This is a genomic window from Pseudomonas sp. NFX15 (genome assembly GCF_049132105.1).
In the GTDB taxonomy this organism is placed as follows: Bacteria; Pseudomonadota; Gammaproteobacteria; order Pseudomonadales; family Pseudomonadaceae; genus Aquipseudomonas.
In genome coordinates this window covers 33960-53028 of the sequence record NZ_JAFMPV010000007.1, presented here as the reverse complement: position 1 = coordinate 53028, position 19069 = coordinate 33960, and the positions used below count along the sequence as shown (strand labels likewise).

The 19069-nt window shown below is 61.7% G+C and carries 19 protein-coding genes; 7 read left to right on the top strand and 12 right to left on the bottom strand.

Going from position 1 to position 19069, the window contains the following annotated elements; all coding sequences use genetic code 11:
* Positions 1 to 29: 29 nt before the first annotated feature.
* On the bottom strand, positions 30 to 323 hold the full coding sequence (locus J1D76_RS09980; RefSeq protein ID WP_421138148.1) for a hypothetical protein: 294 nt from the start codon (positions 321 to 323) through the stop codon (positions 30 to 32).
* A gap of 155 nt (positions 324 to 478) precedes the next feature.
* Between J1D76_RS09980 and J1D76_RS09975 the strand changes: the two genes are divergently transcribed.
* The 5 genes from J1D76_RS09975 to J1D76_RS09955 all read left to right on the top strand — a co-directional run bounded on the left by J1D76_RS09975 (position 479) and on the right by J1D76_RS09955 (position 4840).
* Positions 479 to 781 (top strand): MazG-like family protein, encoded by a 303-nt coding sequence (locus J1D76_RS09975; protein ID WP_421138147.1) that lies wholly within the window; start codon positions 479 to 481, stop codon positions 779 to 781.
* Complete coding sequence (locus tag J1D76_RS09970) at positions 781 to 1530, top strand: methyltransferase domain-containing protein (RefSeq protein WP_421138146.1); 750 nt, start codon at positions 781 to 783, stop codon at positions 1528 to 1530. The genes J1D76_RS09975 and J1D76_RS09970 overlap by 1 nt, the downstream gene beginning before the upstream one ends.
* Positions 1531 to 1542: 12 nt before the next feature.
* Positions 1543 to 2151 carry a DUF4136 domain-containing protein gene (locus tag J1D76_RS09965; protein WP_421138145.1) on the top strand — a complete coding sequence of 203 codons (609 nt, stop codon included), beginning with the start codon at positions 1543 to 1545 and terminating at the stop codon, positions 2149 to 2151.
* Between the two features lie 38 nt (positions 2152 to 2189).
* The gene (locus tag J1D76_RS09960) at positions 2190 to 2747 is read left to right on the top strand and encodes a DUF4136 domain-containing protein (protein ID WP_421138144.1); all 558 of its coding nucleotides are present in this window, start codon (positions 2190 to 2192) and stop codon (positions 2745 to 2747) included.
* Positions 2748 to 2869: 122 nt separating this feature from the next.
* Positions 2870 to 4840, top strand: a complete 1971-nt coding sequence (locus J1D76_RS09955; protein WP_421138143.1) for a pilus assembly protein TadG-related protein — start codon at positions 2870 to 2872, stop codon at positions 4838 to 4840.
* Here J1D76_RS09955 and J1D76_RS09950 read toward each other — a convergent pair.
* Complete coding sequence (locus J1D76_RS09950; protein ID WP_421138142.1) at positions 4837 to 7578, bottom strand: ATP-binding protein; 2742 nt, start codon at positions 7576 to 7578, stop codon at positions 4837 to 4839. The two genes, J1D76_RS09955 and J1D76_RS09950, sit on opposite strands and share 4 nt — an antisense overlap.
* Positions 7575 to 8015 carry a TadE/TadG family type IV pilus assembly protein gene (locus J1D76_RS09945; protein ID WP_421138141.1) on the bottom strand — a complete coding sequence of 147 codons (441 nt, stop codon included), beginning with the start codon at positions 8013 to 8015 and terminating at the stop codon, positions 7575 to 7577. The genes J1D76_RS09950 and J1D76_RS09945 overlap by 4 nt, the downstream gene beginning before the upstream one ends.
* 75 nt (positions 8016 to 8090) lie before the next feature.
* Between J1D76_RS09945 and J1D76_RS09940 the strand changes: the two genes are divergently transcribed.
* On the top strand, positions 8091 to 8576 hold the full coding sequence (locus tag J1D76_RS09940; protein ID WP_421138140.1) for a prepilin peptidase: 486 nt from the start codon (positions 8091 to 8093) through the stop codon (positions 8574 to 8576).
* A gap of 99 nt (positions 8577 to 8675) precedes the next feature.
* Complete coding sequence (locus J1D76_RS09935) at positions 8676 to 9458, top strand: response regulator transcription factor (RefSeq protein ID WP_421138139.1); 783 nt, start codon at positions 8676 to 8678, stop codon at positions 9456 to 9458.
* 587 nt (positions 9459 to 10045) lie between these two features.
* On the opposite strand, the gene J1D76_RS09930 is transcribed toward J1D76_RS09935, so the two are convergent.
* The 9 genes from J1D76_RS09930 to cpaB form a co-directional block, all read right to left on the bottom strand.
* Positions 10046 to 11104 (bottom strand): IS110 family transposase, encoded by a 1059-nt coding sequence (locus J1D76_RS09930; RefSeq protein WP_421138336.1) that lies wholly within the window; start codon positions 11102 to 11104, stop codon positions 10046 to 10048.
* A 184-nt stretch (positions 11105 to 11288) separates the two neighbouring features.
* Positions 11289 to 11567 carry a DUF3613 domain-containing protein gene (locus J1D76_RS09925; RefSeq protein WP_421138138.1) on the bottom strand — a complete coding sequence of 93 codons (279 nt, stop codon included), beginning with the start codon at positions 11565 to 11567 and terminating at the stop codon, positions 11289 to 11291.
* A 12-nt stretch (positions 11568 to 11579) separates the two neighbouring features.
* On the bottom strand, positions 11580 to 12293 hold the full coding sequence (locus J1D76_RS09920) for a hypothetical protein (protein WP_421138137.1): 714 nt from the start codon (positions 12291 to 12293) through the stop codon (positions 11580 to 11582).
* Between the two features lie 10 nt (positions 12294 to 12303).
* On the bottom strand, positions 12304 to 13194 hold the full coding sequence (locus J1D76_RS09915) for a type II secretion system F family protein (RefSeq protein ID WP_421138136.1): 891 nt from the start codon (positions 13192 to 13194) through the stop codon (positions 12304 to 12306).
* A 2-nt stretch (positions 13195 to 13196) separates the two neighbouring features.
* A complete protein-coding gene (locus J1D76_RS09910) occupies positions 13197 to 14081 on the bottom strand; it encodes a type II secretion system F family protein (RefSeq protein WP_421138135.1) in 885 nt (294 codons plus the stop codon).
* Between the two features lie 9 nt (positions 14082 to 14090).
* The gene (locus J1D76_RS09905; protein ID WP_421138134.1) at positions 14091 to 15371 is read right to left on the bottom strand and encodes a CpaF family protein; all 1281 of its coding nucleotides are present in this window, start codon (positions 15369 to 15371) and stop codon (positions 14091 to 14093) included.
* Positions 15368 to 16558, bottom strand: a complete 1191-nt coding sequence (locus J1D76_RS09900) for an AAA family ATPase (protein WP_421138133.1) — start codon at positions 16556 to 16558, stop codon at positions 15368 to 15370. Before J1D76_RS09900 ends, J1D76_RS09905 begins: the two co-directional genes overlap by 4 nt.
* Positions 16555 to 17817 carry a type II and III secretion system protein family protein gene (locus tag J1D76_RS09895; RefSeq protein ID WP_421138132.1) on the bottom strand — a complete coding sequence of 421 codons (1263 nt, stop codon included), beginning with the start codon at positions 17815 to 17817 and terminating at the stop codon, positions 16555 to 16557. The genes J1D76_RS09900 and J1D76_RS09895 overlap by 4 nt, the downstream gene beginning before the upstream one ends.
* 21 nt (positions 17818 to 17838) lie before the next feature.
* Positions 17839 to 18780 (bottom strand): Flp pilus assembly protein CpaB, encoded by a 942-nt coding sequence (cpaB, locus tag J1D76_RS09890; protein ID WP_421138131.1) that lies wholly within the window; start codon positions 18778 to 18780, stop codon positions 17839 to 17841.
* Positions 18781 to 19069 lie beyond the last annotated feature (289 nt).

Here is a 19069-nt window from a genome sequence, read left to right as displayed (position 1 = left end):
GCTCCCTCGCCACAGGGATTTAAGTGAGGTCAGTGAATGATCCAGCTGAGCAGCCAAAGCCCGAGGATCAACCAGATGATCCCCATGATGAACGACGCATTGAGAAACGCGCGGATCGCCGACCACAACAGGATCAGCCCGAGGATCAAGGTCACGATGCTGACGACCGAGGTGTCCATGCCCAGTGCCCGGGACAGGCCTTCGACAAAGTTGGCGCTGGCGTTGCTCAACAGGTTGAACAGCCCGCTGAGGCCATCAACGATGAAGCGGATGATCGAGCCGAGTACCTGGCCGAGCCATTCGGAAAAACCTTCTACCTGCATGAAGTGGGCGTCCTGATGAATGAGAGTCGAGTCTTGGGCTGTCGATCTTGCTGCCGAGTTCCCACAAGCATAGAGCGTTGCACACGACCTGTGGGAGGTTGTCGCTTGCCATCCTCGGTCATCCCCCCGAAGCTATACGCCTTCAGGAGAGCCCGATGAACCTTGTTGAACTGACCGAACGCCTGCACGCCATCCGTGACCGCAATGACTGGCGGCAATTTCACAGTCCGAAAAACCTGGCCATGGCCGCCAGCGTGGAAATGTCCGAGCTGGTGGAGATTTTCCAGTGGCTGACCGAAGACCAGTCGCGCCAGTTGCCGGTGGACCAACTGGCCCATGCCGGGCAGGAAGTGGGCGACATCGTGCTTTATCTGTTGCTGCTGTGCAGTGAGTTGGGGCTGGACATGGAACAAGTGGTACGCAGCAAACTGGCGGACAGCGAACGGAGGTTCAGCTGATGAGCGACCGTCATTTCGATCAACTGGCGACCCGTTTCGCCGAAAAAATCTACGGCGGGGCCAAAGGCGCGATCCGTCTGGCGGTGTTGCAGGCGGACCTCGCCGAAACCTTGCCTGACCGACCGTTGCGTGTGCTGGACATCGGCGCCGGCCTTGGCCACATGTCGTTGTGGCTGGCCGAGCGTGGCCATCAGGTGACTCTCGCCGAGCCGGCCGAACCGATGCTCGAAGGCGCCCGTCAGCGCTTTGCCGAAGCCGGGCAGAGCGCTACGTTCATCCAGGCACCCTGGCAGGAACTGCTTGGCCAGCTCACCGAACCCTACGACCTGGTGCTGTGCCACGCCGTGCTGGAATGGCTGGCCGAACCGCACGCGATCCTGCCGGTGCTGCATCAACTGACCAAGGCCGACGGCTGGCTGTCCCTGGCGTTCTACAACCGTGACGCGCTGATTTACCGCAACCTGCTCAAGGGTCACTTTCGCAAGATGCGCAAGAACGACATGGCCGGCGAAAAGCAAAGCCTGACACCGCAGCAACCCCTTGATCCACGGGAATTGGCGGCGCAACTTGAGGGTCTGTGGCAGGTCGAAAGCCAGAGCGGCGTGCGGGTTTTTCACGATTACATGCCGGTGGAATTCCAGGCCCGCGCCGAACTGGTGGACCTGCTGGAAATGGAACTGGCCCACCGCCGTCACCCCAGCTTTGCCGGGCTTGGGCGTTACCTGCACTGGATTTGCCGGCCTGTCTGATCGGAGCACGAAATGAAAAGTCATTCAGGTGTATTGGTGTTCTGCCTGGGGTTGGCCGCGTGTCAGGCCAGCAATCCGTATGTCGCCACGTCCAATCCCATGCCACCGGCACCGCCCCAGGCGGCCAAGACCTTTGACCGCAGTGCTTATCCGGCGGCGCCGCGTGACTACGGCAAGTACCGCAGTTGGGCCTGGCTCGACGGGCACTTGCCACCGGGCACGGTCTGGGCGGACTCGGCGCAGGTTGCCGAAGTGGTCAGCAATGCGCTGGATCAACGCGGCTTGCGTCCGCTGCACGATAACCGCCCGGCCGATGTTTTGGTCAGTGCCGACCTGCGCATGGAAACCCGTATCCGTCAGGTACAGGACGACTATTACGGCGGCGGATATGGCGGCTACAACGGCTACGGCCCGGGTTATGGCGGCTATGCCACGGTGCCGATCGTGCGCACGTATCAGGAGCAGGTGCTGGTGGTGCAGGTGAATATGTTCGATGCCCAAAGCGGTCAGCCAGTGTGGAGCGCGAGCGCGGAAACCGCCAGCGGCGGCAGCGAAAGCAAACGCGCCGATGCGATGCGCGAGGCTGTGGAAAAGGCCATGTCGGCGTATCCTCCCAGTTAGCTTCTTGCAGATAAGAAGCATTGCGCAGGAGAACCATCATGTTCCGCCGTTTTGTTTTACTCGCAGTGGCGGCACTGCTCAGCGCCTGTGCCGCCAACCAGGTCAATCATGACTACGACGCCAGCCGTGACTTCGCCGCTTATCACAGCTGGGCCTGGCAAGAGCCCGCCCTGCAATACCGTCCCGATGATCCCCGGATCAAGAGCGATTTGACCGAACAACGCATCCGCCAGGCAGTCGCCGATCAGCTGGATCAGCGCGGCCTGCGCCCGGCTGCCGCCGGTGCCAAGACTGACTTGCATGTGCAGACCTACCTGGTGATCGAAGAACGCCAGCAACAGGTCACCACCAACTACGGCGGTGGCTGGGGCAACCCGTGGAATGGCTATTACGGCGCTCCGATGTACAACGAAACCCGCAACGTCAGCTACAAGGTCGCGACCATCCAGATCGACCTGCTCGACGGCAAGGACGGCAAGCTGGTGTGGCGCGGCAGCGACGAACAGATCCTCACCCGCACCCCCGAGCCATCGGACCGTCGCGATGCGATCCTCGAAACCGTCACGCGAATCCTGGCTAACTACCCACCCCGCTAGAACGCCTACAGGTTTTTTATTGCCTGAAGTGGCGCGTTGCCAGCAGTCACCGCCAGCCTTGTCTACACTGCTGTTCACCAATGGAGGTTGCGCCCGGCTGTGCGCCGGCAAAGGAGTGCGCCATGTCTCCCCGCCTGCAATTTTGCGGCCCGGCCCGGCAACGGGGGGCGATCGGCTTGATGGCCGCCGTGACCCTGACCGTGGCCCTGGGATTCATGTTGCTGGTGGTCGACACCGGCCGGCTGTACCTGGAGCAGCGCAGTTTGCAGCGCATCGCCGACGTGGCGGCATTGGAGGCTGTCAGCCGCAGTGGCGATTGCCTGACCCCGGCCGTCACTGCGCCGACTTATGCTTTGGCCAGCGCCTCCCGAAACGGCTACAACGCCGCCGACAGCATGACCCTGAACACGACCTGTGGCTCGTTGCAGACCGGGGCCAACAACCTTCGCACCTTCGCGGTCGATGCCAGCAAAAAAGAGGCGATTCGGGTGATCGCCACCCACACCGTGCAGACCAGCGTGGCAGCCGGCATCTATGCGCTGATGGGGCCCGGCCCGGTCAGCCTGACCACCCAGCTGACGGCGACGGCGGTCAGCGCCCCCGCGGTGCTACCACCGCTGGCGATGTTGACCATCGGCAGCACGGCGCTGGTGGTCGACTCCAGCAAGTCAGCGGCCCTGAACCTGCTGTTGGGGCAGATGCTCGGCGGCAGCCTGAACCTGAGTGTCGCCGGCTGGCAGGGGTTGGTCGATACCCAGATCAGCCTGCTGAGCTACCTCAATCAACTGGCCATTGATGTCAATGCCGGCGCAGGCAACTACACCCAGTTACTCAACACCAACATCGGCCTGACCCAATTGCTGAACACGGCCATCACCGTGCTTCAGGCGGGTGGCACAACCACCAGTGCGACCATCACCGGCCTGACCAACCTCAAGGCCGCGGCGGGTGGTACGTCCATCGTGCTGGGGAAACTGCTGCAACTGCAAACGGGTGCGGTTTCATCGGCCCTCAACACCAATGTGCAGGTGTTTCAACTGGTCGAAGCCTTCATCCAGTTGGCCAACAGCCAGAACGCCGCCGTCGCCAACATCCCCCTGAGCATTCCGGGCCTGGTCAACGGCGTGGTCAAGGTCAAGGTTATCGAGCCGCCGCAGCTGTCGGCCATCGGCAACCCGGCGCTGGTGAATGGCCAGCTCAATGATCCCAACCGGATTTATGTGCGCACGGCGCAGGTGCGTACGGTGCTGTCGCTCAATTTGCCGGTGCTGTCGACCGTCACGGGGCTGGTCAGCGCGATTGCCAGCAATACGCTGGTCAGTGGGCTGACGGATACGTTGAACAATCTGTTGCACCTGAACCTGGCCGGTACGGTGACGTCACTGTTGTGTACATTGACTGGTTCCTGCGACAAGACCGACTTGAAAATCCTGCCGACACCGAGCGTCGACATCCTTCTGGAAGCGGCGGCCGCCGATAGCCATGTCACCGGCTACACCTGCGTCAGCGATGCCACCAAAACCCTGGCCACCCAGACCAACACGTCGCTGGTAAAACTCAAGGTCGGCAAGATCGATACCACCAACGCCTTTTCTTCCGCGGCCGACGTCAGCGTCCAACCCCTGGCGTTGATTGATATCGGCAAGGTCAGTTGCTTCCTTGGATTTTGCAACCCGAGCAGCCGCGTGCCGTTCTATGGCGGCGGCCTGGGGATCAAGGTCGACACGTCAGTGGCCAGCACGCAAAGCACCCATGTCTACAACCAGCCACCGGAAATCAAGCAGCCACCGCTGTACTACAGCCTGGGCACGCAAGGGATCGTCAATAGCCTGAAAACCACCCTGAGCGGGATCCAGGTGCAGGCTTATCAACCAACGGGTTCGAGCCTGTTGGGTGGTTTGATGGTGGTTGTGGCGGGCGCGCTTGACGGTGTCCAAAGTACCTTGGGGTCGGCTTTGCAGACGTTGCTCGCGCCGTTGCTCGATCCAATCCTCGACAATCTGCTGGCCAACCTCGGCATCACACTGAACAAGGTCGACGTCGGGGCCAACCTCAGTTGCAAACCGCCGGGACGCCCCTCCCTGGTGATCTAGTCCGCCAACACGATCGGCAGTTCGATACAAAACCGCGCGCCCACGGTGGAGTTCCTCACGCTCAGCTTGCCGCCCATGTTTTCGACGATGCCGTAGCTCACCGACAAGCCCAGGCCGGTGCCGACGCCCACCGGTTTAGTGGTGAAGAACGGCTCGAAAATCCGCTCCAGCAAACGCGGGTCGATACCGCCGCCGTTGTCCTCGACCCACAGGCGTACCGAGTGCGTATCCCGTTCGGTATACAGTGAAATCCACGGTTTGAAATCGGTTTGTTTTTCACGTTTACCCAACAGCGCATCCCGAGCGTTGACCATCAGGTTGATCAGCACCTGTTCCAGTTGATCGACGTAACCACGCACCTGCACTTCAAAACCGGTCTCGCTGATCCGCAGGTCGACGCCTTTGCCGCGCATGCCCTCGGACAGCAGCGACAGCGTGCCTTCGATGGCTTGCGTCGGGTTGAACGGTTGCTGCTCGATTTCCGAACGGCGGCCGAACACCCGCATGTGGTCCACCACCCGCGCGGCGCGCTTTACCTGGGAGTCGATGCGCGTGAGTTTGTCGATCAGGTAGTCGACCTGCGCGTCACCGTTGTTCAGGCGCTTGAGCACATTGACGATGGCCATGCGCATGACGTTCAGCGGCTGGTTGATCTCGTGGGCCAGGCCGGTGGCCATTTCGCCGAGGGTGGCCATTTTTGCGCTTTGCGTCAGCTGCTGTTGCGAACGTCGCACTTCGGTGTTGTCGCGGCCCACGGCCTGGACTTCGAGCAACTGGCCTTGTTCGTCGAACACGCCACGGTCGGACCACACCCACCAGGCGTGTTCGCGGCCGGGCAGTTGCAGGTTGATCTCGGCGGTGCTGACCGGAAACTCGGGGCTCAACTGGCTCAAGCGTTGGCTGAACGCCACGCGCTGTTCGGCGGACATCCAGCTCCCGAGGTTCACCCCCGGCAGTTGCTCGGGGGGCAGTTCCAGATAGGTGGCCAAAGGTCGGTTGCCGAAGGTCAGGGTCAGGTCCGGCTGGTAGCGACAGATCATCGCCGGCGAGTCTTCCACCAGGATCCGGTAGCGTTCCTCACTTTGCCTGACCTGTTCGGCAGCCAGGGTCGCCTCGGTGACGTCCAGCCACAGGCCCACGGCTTCCACCGGCATGCCGACGTCGTCGCGCAACAGCTTGGCTTCATCGAGCAGCCAGTGATAGTCGCCGCGGCTGTCGCGCAAGCGATAACGGGCGCGCACCGAACCCTCGCGCAGCAGCTGTCGGGTGCGTTCGAAATACTGCGGGCGGTCGTCGGGGTGCACCCGCTCCACCAGCGTGCCGGGGGCGCAATCGGCAAGGGTCCAACCCAGCAGCGGCAACAGGCTGTCGCTGAAAAACACCGGATGCAATGCACCTTCGTCATAGCGCTGCACGTAAATCACGGCGGGTGAGCTGGCGATCAGGTTGTCCAGTCGCGCATGGGCCGCGGCGGCGTTCTGTTCCTGGTTCTTGATGTCGCTGATGTCGAGCATGAAGCCCACCAGTCGACGGTTGTTTCCCATGCCCAGGGCCTGGCCTTGCAGGCGAAACCAGATCGGTTCGGGCCCCTCTTCGGGTCGATACAGGCGCACGCACAGCAACAGTGGTGTGCTCGCTTGCTGTAAGTCCTGCAGGCGAATACGCAGTTCTTCGCGGTCGGCGGGATACACCTGATCGAGCCAAGCCTGCACCGACAAATGCGAGCTGCCAAGGTTCAGGGTCGCTGCCAGCGCCGGTGCCAATTGCACGTCGTCGCTGTCGCTGGAAATCTCCCACCAGCCTGTGCCCAGCAAGGCTTGCAGCGAATCCAGGCGCTCCAGTTGCAGCTGATGCCGGTGCTCGCGCAGGCGTTCGAGCAAGGGGCTGGCCAGCGCAGCGGTGAGTTGCAGCCAGTCGCGATCGGTGACGTCGGGGGCGCGTTGCGGCGCGGTGTAGAAGCCACACAACAACCAGGCCACCACCCCTTGCGCATCGTGATAAGGCACGGCGAAGCCATCGGTATTGCCGAACGTGCCTTGCAGGCGCGGATGGTCGCGCAGGGTCAGGTGCTGCGGCGCCGAGCCGCTCAAACTGTCCAGGCCGGTGCCCAGGCGTTGGCCGTTGTGCCACAACTGCGGCGCATCGTGGGCGGCGTAGTGTTGGTGAATTTGCCAACCCTGTTCCTGCTCGTCGAGCAAGGCCAGGGCCATGCACGGCACCTGAAAGCGCTGCGCCAGGCGTTGCAGTTGCTCGGCCAGCACCTCGGGCACACGTGCCAGGCTGCACAGCCGCAACTGTTCGGCCATTTGCAAGGTCATCAACTGGCAGTGTTCACGGATGCGCGCCTGCCGGCGCTCAAGCAGCAAGTCGCCGATGTCGAGCATCTGCAACAGCCAGGCATCGGCCAGGGGCTGGACCCAGCCGCGCAAATGCAGGGGCGGACCGTTGAGGCTGTAGAAGTCCAGGTCCAGGGTTTGTCCTTGCCAGTGCGCCGGCACGCCTTCGACCACCAGGCAGCTGTGGGGCAACAGCAGATCCGGCAGCAACGGTGTTTGTGCGCCGGGCGTTTGCTGGGCCAGCAGATGCCGCAGCGGACCGCTCAGTTGAACGACACGGCCCTCGGCATCGAGCTGTATCTGCAAACCGAAACTGTGCACCCGCGGCGCTTCTTGCAGGGCCGGCGGTAATGGCGGATGACGGTTGAGCAGGCGCCCGAACAGTTTGTCACCGGCGCTCAAAATTGCAGGCTCGAACTGGCCGTGAGGGTCGCCGGCAGATTCGGCACCTGGCCGACACCGGGCAGGTTCAAGAATGGAATGACCGCGCCGATCTTGTTGCTCGGGTAATGGATGCTCACGGTCAGCAAGCCGTTACTGAAGGCGACAGTGGCATCGGTGGCGACATTGAAATTCAGCGCTGGCGGAATCCAGGTCAATTGATTGCCCAGTTCTGTGGTCGCAAGGGTGGTCAGCGCAGCGGCATAACCGGGAGTTGCCGGGTCCAGCGCGACGCTGCGGCGCACGGCTTCGGCGGTCGAACGGTTGAAGGACTGCATCAACAGCAGTGGCACGCAGTAGCTGACAATGCCGTAGAACACCGCAAAGAAAATGATGAACACCAGGGCGAACTCGATCGCGGCGGCGCCTTTTTGTTTGTGGGGGAGGCTGGCTTTCATGAGTGCGTCTACCCTGACCAACACTGAGTAATGTCAGCATAGAATCATTCCGCCAAAACGGACGGTTTTTACCGCATGCAGAGCGTTGTTCTTCTGATCTGGCTGGCGCTGTGCGCGGCGCAGGATGCCCGGCATCGGCACATCGCCAATGCCCTGACCCTGGGTGGCGGCGCGTTGGCCCTGCTGTGGTTGCTGTGGTCCGGCACCACTTGGCTGGGCGCCGAGGCGCAACAGGGCGGCTGGGCGCTGTTGCTGGCCCTGGGCTTTACGTTGCCTGGTTACTCGATGCGGCGATTGGGCGGCGGCGACGTGAAACTCATGGCCACCCTGGGGCTTGCGACAGACGGTATGCACCTTCTTGGCACGTTTATCGGCGCCGGATTGGCGAGTGTTTTCTGGCTGTTGCTGGCGCCAAGAGTCTGGCTGCATATGAGTCAAGGACTTAGAAGCCATCTTTTTTATATGGCGCCTGAAATGTCAAAGAAACAGCCCTTTGCGCCGTTCGTACTGGTGGGGCTGATGCTGACGTTGGCCTGGCTCCACTGGTTGGTCCTGATATGACAGAGCTGCAAACACCGTCTACTTTTCAGTCTGTACGTTGTATGGCCGGTGGCTGTCGGTGAGGGACGGGTCAACCTTTGACCTGACAGGGAGTTACACGTGAGCAAGTTTACTTCTGCGGTAAAAGTCCTTGTGGTCGACGATGCGCCGTTGATCGTTGAAGAGCTTTGCGAATTTCTCGAGGGCAAGGGTTACCGATGTGTTCCTTGCGAGTCGGGTCATCAGGCGATCGACCGTTTCAACGAAGACCTCGATATCGGTTTGGTGCTGCTGGACCTGCACATGCCCGGGATGGATGGCATCGAGTTGATGCAGGAGCTGCAACGGCTGTCGGGTAAGCACCGGGCGTTCGAAGCGATCATGCTGACTGGCTGCGCTGACAAGCAGGACGTGATCAAGGCACTGCGTGCCGGGGTTGCCGACTATTACCAGAAGCCTATCGACCTGGATGAATTGCTTGAAGGCTTGCAGCGCCAGGAAGTGGCGTTGCAGGAGAAACACAAGAACCTGCAGCTCGGGCACTTGAATCAGAAGCTGCAATACCTTTCCGAATCGATCGATGACCTCTACCAGGACCTCGACAAAGTCCGGCGCGGCCCGCAATCGGCGGATGCCGGTAACCGCGGCGATGCGGGTGCTGATACGGTGGAGATCCCGGCCATTTTCAATCAGTTGTCACCCCGGCAACTGGATGTGGCGCGGCTGGTGGGCAAGGGCCAGACCAATTATCAGATCGCCTGTGAGTTGGGGATTACCGAGAACACGGTGAAACTGTATGTGTCGCAGGTGTTGCGCCTGACGCACATGCATAACCGCACGCAGTTAGCCTTGGCGTTGTCGCCGAACAGTTCCGGAATGCGTCAGCGTGTGAACGCGCACTGATTTCTCAGGGTCAGCCGACATCGATATTGAATGTGCCGGCCCCTTCGCTGGCAAGCCAGCTCCTACAGTTGATTTTTGCCAGACACATATCGGTGTACACCCTCAATCCCTTGTAGGAGCTGGCTTGCCAGCGAAGGCGGTGTGTCAGTTAACGCAGATGTTGAATGTGCCGGCCCGTTCGCTGGCAAGCCAGCTCCTACAGTTGATTTTTGCCCAGACATACATCGGTTTTACACCTTCGATCCCCTGTAGGAGCTGGCTTGCCAGCGAAGGCGGTGTGTCAGTTAACGCAGATATTGAATGTGCCGGCCCCTTCGCTGGCAAGCCAGCTCCTATGTATGGACTCGCCCCCACTGTCTACCCGCTTTTGAAAAACCGCTGCCCCGTTGCATCTATGTATTAGGCCTATTCGTGGAAGCCGTCTTCGGCTTCTGGCCAAAATTGGAAAAGCTCGTGGTATGCCCATTACAGTCAGGCCTCGGAGGCCAGTAGGAGCTTAGGCATCAATCCACGCCGGTCTTACCTGGGGTCAATTTTTTTCAGCAGAGGGTCAGACGGTTAGTACCTCGGTGGCAGAACTCTGTCGCTCAGTGGCCCATCGTCGCTGGCTGGCCATCACCCGCGTGGCGACGATAAGTCTGATCATTCTGTAGAAGTACCCAGACGATTCGCAGGTTGCGGTTGGCTAGCCTGATCGCAGCCTCCTTACGGCCCAACCGGCTCATCCAGTGCAACAAGCGGCGGTCATCGGGTTGCTGTGAATCAGGTCGTAGTTGTTGCAGCACCGCATGGGCTCCCTGGATCATCAGGCTGCGTAAATAAGCATCACCTCGCTTGGTCATGCCCCCCAGCCGAACCGTCTCCCCGCTGCTGTGCTGGTCAGGCACCATGCCAAAGTACGCGGCAAACTTGCGGGCATTGGGAAATCGCTCAGGCTTGGTTTCCTTGGCCACCAGTGCCGTGGCAGTGACTGGGCCGATGCCGCGCACAGTCATTAGCCGCTTCGCCGTCATGTCGGCGTTGGCGGCCACTTCCAGGCGTCCCGTCAGTACGCCGATGCGCTCGCCCAAATGGCGCCACTCGGCCAACAGTTCGTCGATCAGTTCACGCAGCAGGCCCGGCACCGGCTGGGTGGCATCTTCCAGCACCCGCGGGATTTTCTGGCTGATCGCAACATCGCCCTGCGCCAAGGCTACGCCGTGCTCAAGCAGCAGGCCGCGCATCTGATTACTGAGTGCCGTGCGTCGACGCACATAGCCCTGGCGGGCGCGATGCAGCGCCTGCATTGCCAGCGCCGCAACGCTTTTGACCGGTACTGCGCAGATTTTTTCATCGCGATTAGCCCGCAGAATCGCCAGCGCATCGTTGCGATCATTTTTAGGCCCGCTGCGATGTGTGGCCACCAAACCGGCTGGAAGAATCCGCACCGGATTGCCTTGGTCTTGCAGCTGCCGGGCCCAGGCTTGGGCACCCGGACCGGTTTCCATCAAAACCATGACATGCGGCGGCAACTGTCGAAGAAACGCATAAAACGCCTCGCGCGACTTGATCCGTTGCTGGTAGAGCACCTGGCCGAGGATCTCTTCAGCGGCGACCTGAAACACCTGTTTGGCCAGGTCGACTGCCAAGGTTGTGCAGGCCGACAAATCAGAAGAAGACACGGATTGATGAATCGAACTATGATTTTTCATGGACTCGCCCTCGCTGTCGTTGGCTGTTTAGACTGCCACCGTGGCGCATTGACGCCTCGGCTTGGGCGAGTCCATCCAATTACAGTTGATTTTTGCGGTGTACAAAATATGGGTACAGCTGTAATCCCTCGCTACAACATCACCCCCCCGACCCGCCGCTGTAGACCTTGCCCCCGGCGTCCTGGTCCCAAAACTGCGGGATCTCGTGCTGGAAGCTTTTCAGCCAGCGTTGCATGGCCAGCTCCCGCTCGGTGGCGCTGGCGGTTTGCGGTTTGTCGGACGCGGCTTTGTTGCGCGCCTGCAATTGCAGCCAGCCTTCGGTTTCCTGTTGTTGCGGCGAGGCCGGGCCGGCGTCGATGGCGTGGGCGGTGAAGGGCAGGGCCAGCAGGCCGAGGCAGATAAGGTTGAAGGTTTTCATCCGGTGCGCTCCCTATGGCAGGCTCGATGGAGAGACGGCCGCGACTTGCGCGGCGATGCTCGGGCCAGACCGGGCCGGGGCCTTGAGTTTTTCGGCGCGGGCCTGGGCTTCGGTGACCTGGGCCGGGGTCAGGCCAACGCGGCTGACCAGTTCGGCGGCGCGGTTCCAGTCGTCCTGATAGATCAACAGGGTCACCAGGTTCACCGCCGCCAGTTGATCGCTTTGCTGCAATTCGATGGCGGTGAGGAACTCGAACTTGGCATCTTCGACCCGTAATTGATTGAGGTACACCACCCCCAGGTCGTTGCGGATTTTCGCATCGGTGGGTGCCAGGTTGGCGGCCCGTTGCAGGTGGGCCTGGGCCTGGACGTTGTCGCCGCTGGCGGCAGCGAGTTGCCCCAGCCCATGTTCGCCTTCGGCGGCCAGGCAACTGCCGAGCAGGCTGCGGTAAAGCGGTTCGGCTTCGCTGCGGCCCAGTTGCCGATAGACCTTGGCCTTGCGCAGGCGAACGTCGGCGAAGTTGTCCGGCAGGTTTTGCAGGTTGGCCAGGCTGGCGTGCAGTTTTCCATCCTTGGCCATGTCGTCGGCGAGGTTCATCGACAGTTGCTCATCGGAACTCAGCTTGCTGCAACTGGCAGTATTGGTCAGGGCACTCCAGGACGTCTGGCTGTTACTGGCGCAGCCACTCAACAACAGCAAACCCAAACCGGCGATCAATGCTTTCATCAGGTTCCCTCTACGAAGCAAAGGCCCGGGACAGGGCAGTGAAGCCCGGGCCGGCCAGGACAATCAACAACGCCGGGAAGAGAAACAACATCATCACGACGGACATTTTCGCGGACATCTTGGAGATGTATTCCTGCAGGCGCGTCAGGCGCCGGTCATCGAGCAACTGCTTGAGCGCCAGCAGCGATTTCATCGCGCCGCCGCCCTGATGGATCAATTGCTGGAGGATCACGCAGGTGTCGGTGAACTCGTCGACCGAGAGCAAGCGGGTGGTCTTGTGCAGTTCTTCGCCCAGTTCCAGGCCGGAATCGACGCGGGCCAGGATCAGGCGCAATTCATGGGTCAGCGTCGGCAGTAGCTGCTTGCCTTCCTGGCTCAGCACACGCAGCGATTGCTCCACGGCCATGCCCGATTCAAAGAGAATGCGCAGCAACGCGATGAAGGTCGATGTCTCGGTGGCCAGTTGTTTTTGCCGACGTTGCGCGGCGACGGCCAATAGCCGCTTGGGCAGCAGATAGCCAATACCGACAGCGAAGGCCGGGGCGATCCAGTGGTTCGCCACATTCGGATAGAACAGCCCCTGGATCAGCAGGCACAGGGACAGCGACAGCACCGGCACACCCACCTGCAACGCGGCGAACATCGAACGCTGGCGAACGCTGCGCCAGCCCAGGCGGTTGAGCAGGGTCTGGGTTTCGTTGTCCATGTTCACCGACCGTTGCCCCAGGCGACTGGCGCCCAAGGCGTGCAGCAGTTGTCGGGCACGGCTGTCGCCCGGCGCCTTGCCATCCAGTCGCTGGGCCACCTGGCGCGCCCGTCGGCGCTGGTCGAGCATGGCGCTGAGTAACAACAACCCGGCCCCGAAAAGCAGCAACGCACTCACCAATAAAGGCAGCTTCATATTCATAGGCTTCGCAACATCCGCCACAACGCCAGGCAGCCAATCACCTGCAAGCCGAAGGCGCTCGCGAGCATGGTTTGCCCCGAGCTGTCGTGCCACATGGAAAGCAGATAGTTGGGATTGGTGATCAGGAAATAGCCGGCGACGGTCACCGGCAGCAGGGCCAGAACCACCGCCGTGATACGCGTCTCGCCGGTCATGGCTTTCAGTTGGCGAGAAGCTTGCTCGCGCTCGCGGATCATCTTGATCAGGTTTTCCAGCAGTTCACTGGCATTGCCGCCGTAACGATGGTTGACCTTCAAGCCGAGCGCGAACAGGCGCAGTTCTTCTCTTTCATACAGCTCGGCGAAATCCGTAGCGGCATCCGCCAGGCTGACCCCCAGTTGTACATTGCGCTGAATCCGGCCCATGGCATTTTTCAGCGGGTCCTCGGCGACATCGATCGCGCCAAGCACGGCATCGGACAACGTGCGCCCGGATTTCAGGCTGCGCACCGCATGGTCGAGCAGCATCGGCAGTTGTTCGATCATGCGGCTGAGGCGTCGTTGATAACGCCAATTGACGAACAGTCGCACCAGCGCTGGCGGTACCAGCAACAGCAGCAGCGCACCGATCCAGCCACCCAATACCAAGCCCAGCAACACCCCGAGTACCCAGAACGCCAGCCATTGGCCCAAGCGTTCGGTGGGGCGGCCGAGACCGGCGCGCAGAAACGCCCGCTCAAGGCCGGTCCAGGATGATTTCTGCACCACGCGTTGCGGTTGTCCCTGGCTCAGGCGGCCGAGAATCCGTTCGGTGCCGCTCTGGCGCAAGCCGTTGTAGAGCAAGCGCAGCGACAGCCCAAAAAAGATCAGGCAAACGAGGATGAGCAGCGCCGGTTTGAGCATGCCGTGGCCTCAGTACGTGGAAGGGGACAGCGCCGAGTCGCGGCGCAATTTATCGCCCGCCGGGTTGACCGCCTCGCGCAGGAAGCCGAAACCGCTGCGGCGGTCGAGGCGGAACAGCGTGTTGGTCACGTACACGTCGTCGCGCACGCCGACCACTTCCACCACTTCGCTGACGCAACGGCGGCCGTCGGGCATGCGCGTGAGCTGGATGACCACGTCGAGCGCGGCGCAGATCATTTGGCGCAGGGTGCGTTCGGCGATGCTGCGACCGGTCAGGCCCACCAGGGTCTCCAGGCGCAGCAGCGCATCCTGGGCGTTGTTGGCGTGTACGGTACTCATGGAGCCGTCGTGGCCGGTGTTCATGGCGGTCAATACATCGACCACTTCGACACCGCGAATTTCGCCGAGGATAATCCGGTCCGGGCGCATCCGCAGGGCGTTGCGAATCAGGTCGCTGGCCTTCACCTCCCCATGACCTTCGGCATTGGGTGGACGGGTTTCCAGGCGCACCACGTGCGGGTGGCCCAGTTGCAGTTCGGCGATGTCCTCGATGGTGACCAGGCGCTCGTGCGGGTTGATCAACTGGCTGAGAATGTTCAGCAGTGTGGTCTTGCCGGTGCCGGTGCCGCCGCTGATCAGGATGTTGCAACGTTTGCCCACCGCTTCCTGAATGAACTCGAAGATCGCCTGATCGATGGTTTGCATCGCCATCAGGTCGGTGCTCTTGAGCATGTCATGGCGGAATTTGCGGATCGACAGACACGGGCCATCGAGGGCAATAGGTGGAATGATCGCGTTGACCCGGCTGCCATCCGGCAGGCGCGCATCGACCATCGGCGAAGACTCGTCGAGCCGTCGCCCCAGTGGCGCCAGGATCCGTTGCATGACGCGTTCGACGTGATGTGAATCGATAAAGCGCAAATCGCTCAGGTGCAGCACACCCTCGCGTTCGACGAACACCCGGTGCGGGCCATTGACCAGGATTTCCGTTACGGCGTTATCGCGCAGCAACACTTCAAGCGGGCCGAAACCGGTGAGCTCGTCGACGATTTCTTCGGCCAAGCGCTCCATTTCATAGCGGGAAATTGCCAGGTGCAAACGCGCGATGTACTCGGCCACCTTGTCGATCACGAATTGCGACAGCACCTGCCGCGAACCCTCCAGCAGGTTTTTCCCGGACTCTTCGATCGCGTCGATGATGTAGCGGTGCAGTACGAGTTTCAGGCCCTCGTGGTCGGTGTTGCCGACCGCACCGCGCTGGGGTGAGCCAAAGAGTTTTTCGCCGTTCATTGTGCGCCCCGCAGGCGGTTGAACCAGCCGGTCTTGGGTTTGGCCAGGCCCTCGGAACGCTTGGCCAAGCATTCGCCGAGGGTGCGCAGACCTTGGGTCAGGCCTTCGCGCGGAGCCAGTTCAAAGAGGGTCAGGCCCTGGTTCTTGGCGTTGAGCCGGACTTCAGGGCTGTAGGCGAGGGTAGCAATGATTTCCATGCCGAAGCTTTTGCCGAGGGTGTCGGAGTCGGGGGCGACGCTGCGCAGGTAGCGGTCGACGAGCAGCCTGGCGTGATCGAGCTTCATGCCTTTTTCGCGCCACAGGTTGAGCACCTCAAGGTTACGCCGGCAGTCGAGCACGTTCTGGTCGGTGTACCACAGCAGCTTGTCGCAATGGCTGACAAAAGTGCGCAACGCTTCGCTGTCGGGCTGCCCGGTGAGGTTCACCACGATGTGCTGGAAGTGTTGGCGCAGGGCGCTGAGCAGCATGTACAACTCGGCAGCGCTGGTGTGTTCCAGCGGTTCGTCGCCCACGGCGTAGGCGAGGATGCGCAAGCCTTCGGCGCAACTGGTAAAGGCGCTGTCGATCAGCGTCGCGTCGAGGCGCCGCAAGTGGCGCAAGGCATCGCCGAAATGAAACGAACTCTCCAGGCCCAGCAGCGCCAGGCTGTCGCCACGGGGCAGACCCAGGTCCAGCAGCAGTGTTTGCTGGCCACTCTTTTGCACCACTTGCGCCATGTGCGTGGCCAACAATGCGCCGTCGGCGCTGCTTTGCACGCCATACAGCACGGTCAAGCCGCCCAGGTGAGTGTTCGGTGTGGCGGCGGGCAGGCGTTTGCTCAGGCGCCGCACCAATCCGGCGACTTCGCTGGAGCGAGAACCATAGGCGACGAAATCCCGCGCCCCGGCGCGCATCGCGTTGAGGACCAGTTGGTTGTCCATGCCATCGCCCAGCGCGACGATCGCCAGCATGGGCTTGGCTTCCAGCGCGCCTTCGATCAACGCGCTCTGGGCCACCACATGGTCACGGTCGAGACCGATGAACACCAGGCTGGCGAACGTCACGTCCACCAGCGCCAGCAGTTCGTCGAGGCTGCCGCCACCGGCGCTGACCACTTGTCCCAAGGGCGCAAGAGCACCTTGCAGCCACTCAAGGTCGGTGCTGTTGCGCGTGATCGCGAGGAACGTTTGACTGAGGTTCTGGCTCATTGCGATAACCCGCTGCGTTTATCGAAGTTGCCGTTTTCGAGGAAGTACAGGCGATACCAGTTCGGGTCGTAGTGGCGCAGTTGCTCGCCGGGCAGCGACGGCAGTTGTGCGTTGGCGGCCAACGGTTGCACCAGGTGCGGCGTGACGATCATCAGCAGTTCGCGCTCTTCGCGGTTGATCGAAGAACTGCGAAAGAACGCGCCGAGAATCGGGATGTCGCCCAGCCCCGGAAACTTGTCCACCTGCGAGGTGTTTTGCGTGCTGATCAAACCGCTGATGACGAAACTTTCGCCATCGGCCAGCGAGATGCTGGTGTCGGTGCGGCGGATGGTGAAGGCCGGCACCGTGGTGCCGCCGATGGTCACCGCGTTGTTGTAGTCCAACTCGCTGACCTCGGGCGCGACCTTGAGGGCGATCTGGTCGTTGCTGACCACGGTCGGGGTCAGCGTCAGGCGGATGCCGAATTCCTTGTACTCGATGGAATAGCTGTTGCTGTTGGCGCTGGGGATCGGAATCGGGATCTCGCCGCCGGCCAGGAAACTTGCACTCTGCCCGCTGATCGCCACCAGGCTGGGCCGCGCCAGGGTGTAGGCGAAGCCGCTGCTTTCCATGGCATTGATGATGGCCAGGAAGTTACCGCCGCCGGCGACGATGTTGAACATGTCGTTGGCCAGCGGAATGCTTGGCACGGCGATGCGCGGATCGAGGTTGCGCAGCGGGAAGACTCGCGGGGTGACAGCGGTGTTGGGAACCGTGCCGGGCGAGCCGAACAGGAAGTTCGAATTCTTGCCGTAGATCGAAGTGCTGGCTTCCTTGAGTTTGGTGCGGCTGACTTCGACGAAGCGGATGTCGGTCTGCACCTGCGATGGCAGCAGCGGGCTGTCGGACGGCAACTTGCTGGCGCTGGTCATGGCGGCGGTGGCGCGGCCCTGGACAAACACCATGCTCTGGCGCGGGGCGCTGGCGCAGGCGGTCCAGACCATCAGGCTGGTAGCGCCGGGGGCCATGCCGGTGAGCAGCAAGGACTGGTTTCCGTTGACCCGCACGTCGGCGATTTTCGGATCGCCCACCGCCACGCGAGTGACAGCCACCGGCGATTGCAGTTCCTGTTGCAAGCCTTCGCCGACTTCCAGCGCCGCCGGCAACGGGCCGAGCGCGGCGCAATTTCCCACGGCTGCCGACACCGCACTGGCTGGCAGGCCGCCGAGCAAAGCGGCCCAGATCAAGCCGTTGAACAACGACGTAAAACGTCTGCGCATGGAAAGGCGTCCTTGCTCGATTCAGGGTGTTTGTTGAGTGATCTGGTTGCCGCGAATGACTTCCACGGCTGACTTGCGCGGGGCGCCGCCAGTGTGGGTGGCGACAGGTTTGGGTGGTGCGGTCATGGCCAGTTGGCTGAACTGCAGCAACTCGCGGTTGGCATTGGCCAGGTTGGCGCCGGAGTCGCTGTCGCCGGCCCAATAGCGCGCCAGGCGTTTCTCATCGGCGCTGCGCACGGCCAGGCGCAACGTGCCGGCCTGGGTGGCGAGCATCAGGCGGCTCACCAGTTGTTCGGGCACGGCGAGCAAGACCGTGCGGGCGGTGGCGCGCAGTTGATCCTGCTTGAGTTTTTCATCGTTGCTGCGGGCCGGGCTGGAGGGTTGGCCGTCGTTGGTCAGGCCCAGTTGTTCGCCGACCCCGAGCACCCGCAGGGCGGGCACCACAAGCTGTGCGGTGGGTTGAACGTTGAGGGTATCCATGCGCAGGAACAGCAGCACGTCGACATAATCGCCAGGGGTCAATTGCCCACCGGCATTGGTCACTTCGTCCACGGCGACCGCCAGGGCGCGCTCGTCGGGGCGGATCATCCGCGACAGCTTGCTGCCGGCTTCGAAACTTTCATCGTTGAGCCAGCTGCCGGCCGTGAGGGTGCGCCACGGCGTGCGTCCAATTGCCTGATCGAGGCTGGTCAGGCTGCCGGCCGGGACGGTGTGCAGTTTTTCCAGGGTGACGTCGGCGGCGGTGATCGGCGCAAACGGCGCGACATCGTTGACCAGGACGACCACGGGGTGGCGAGCAGGGTCTTCTGCCGGTGCCGGTGCAGGAGCAGCCGACGCATTGGCGACAGGGGTGGCAACGGGTTCAGGCGCCGGTTGACGGCTCAACGTCAGCCCCCAGTAACCGGCAATGATGGCGCCCACCAGAAACAATCCGGCAAGGCCCAAGGTGACACGGCTGTTCATGAAGGCTCTCCCTTTCCTGCTGCGCAAACCCCGTCAAGTCCAACGAGACAACTTCGCAATCAGGCAGCTATGAACATGGAACTATTTCGCTATTTGACGGTAGCGCAGGTAGAGCGAAACGCCATTAGTGCGGGGGAAAATATCTAACGAAAGTGCAATCTTGCGATGAAAAGCCACGGTTTTTTGACGTCAACGAAACGGTTAATACTTTAGTGTTAATGCGTATTTACAGTTGTTGGGCCGGGAAATGCCGACAATGCTGGTGCTGGCACTGGGGAATCATGTTGCG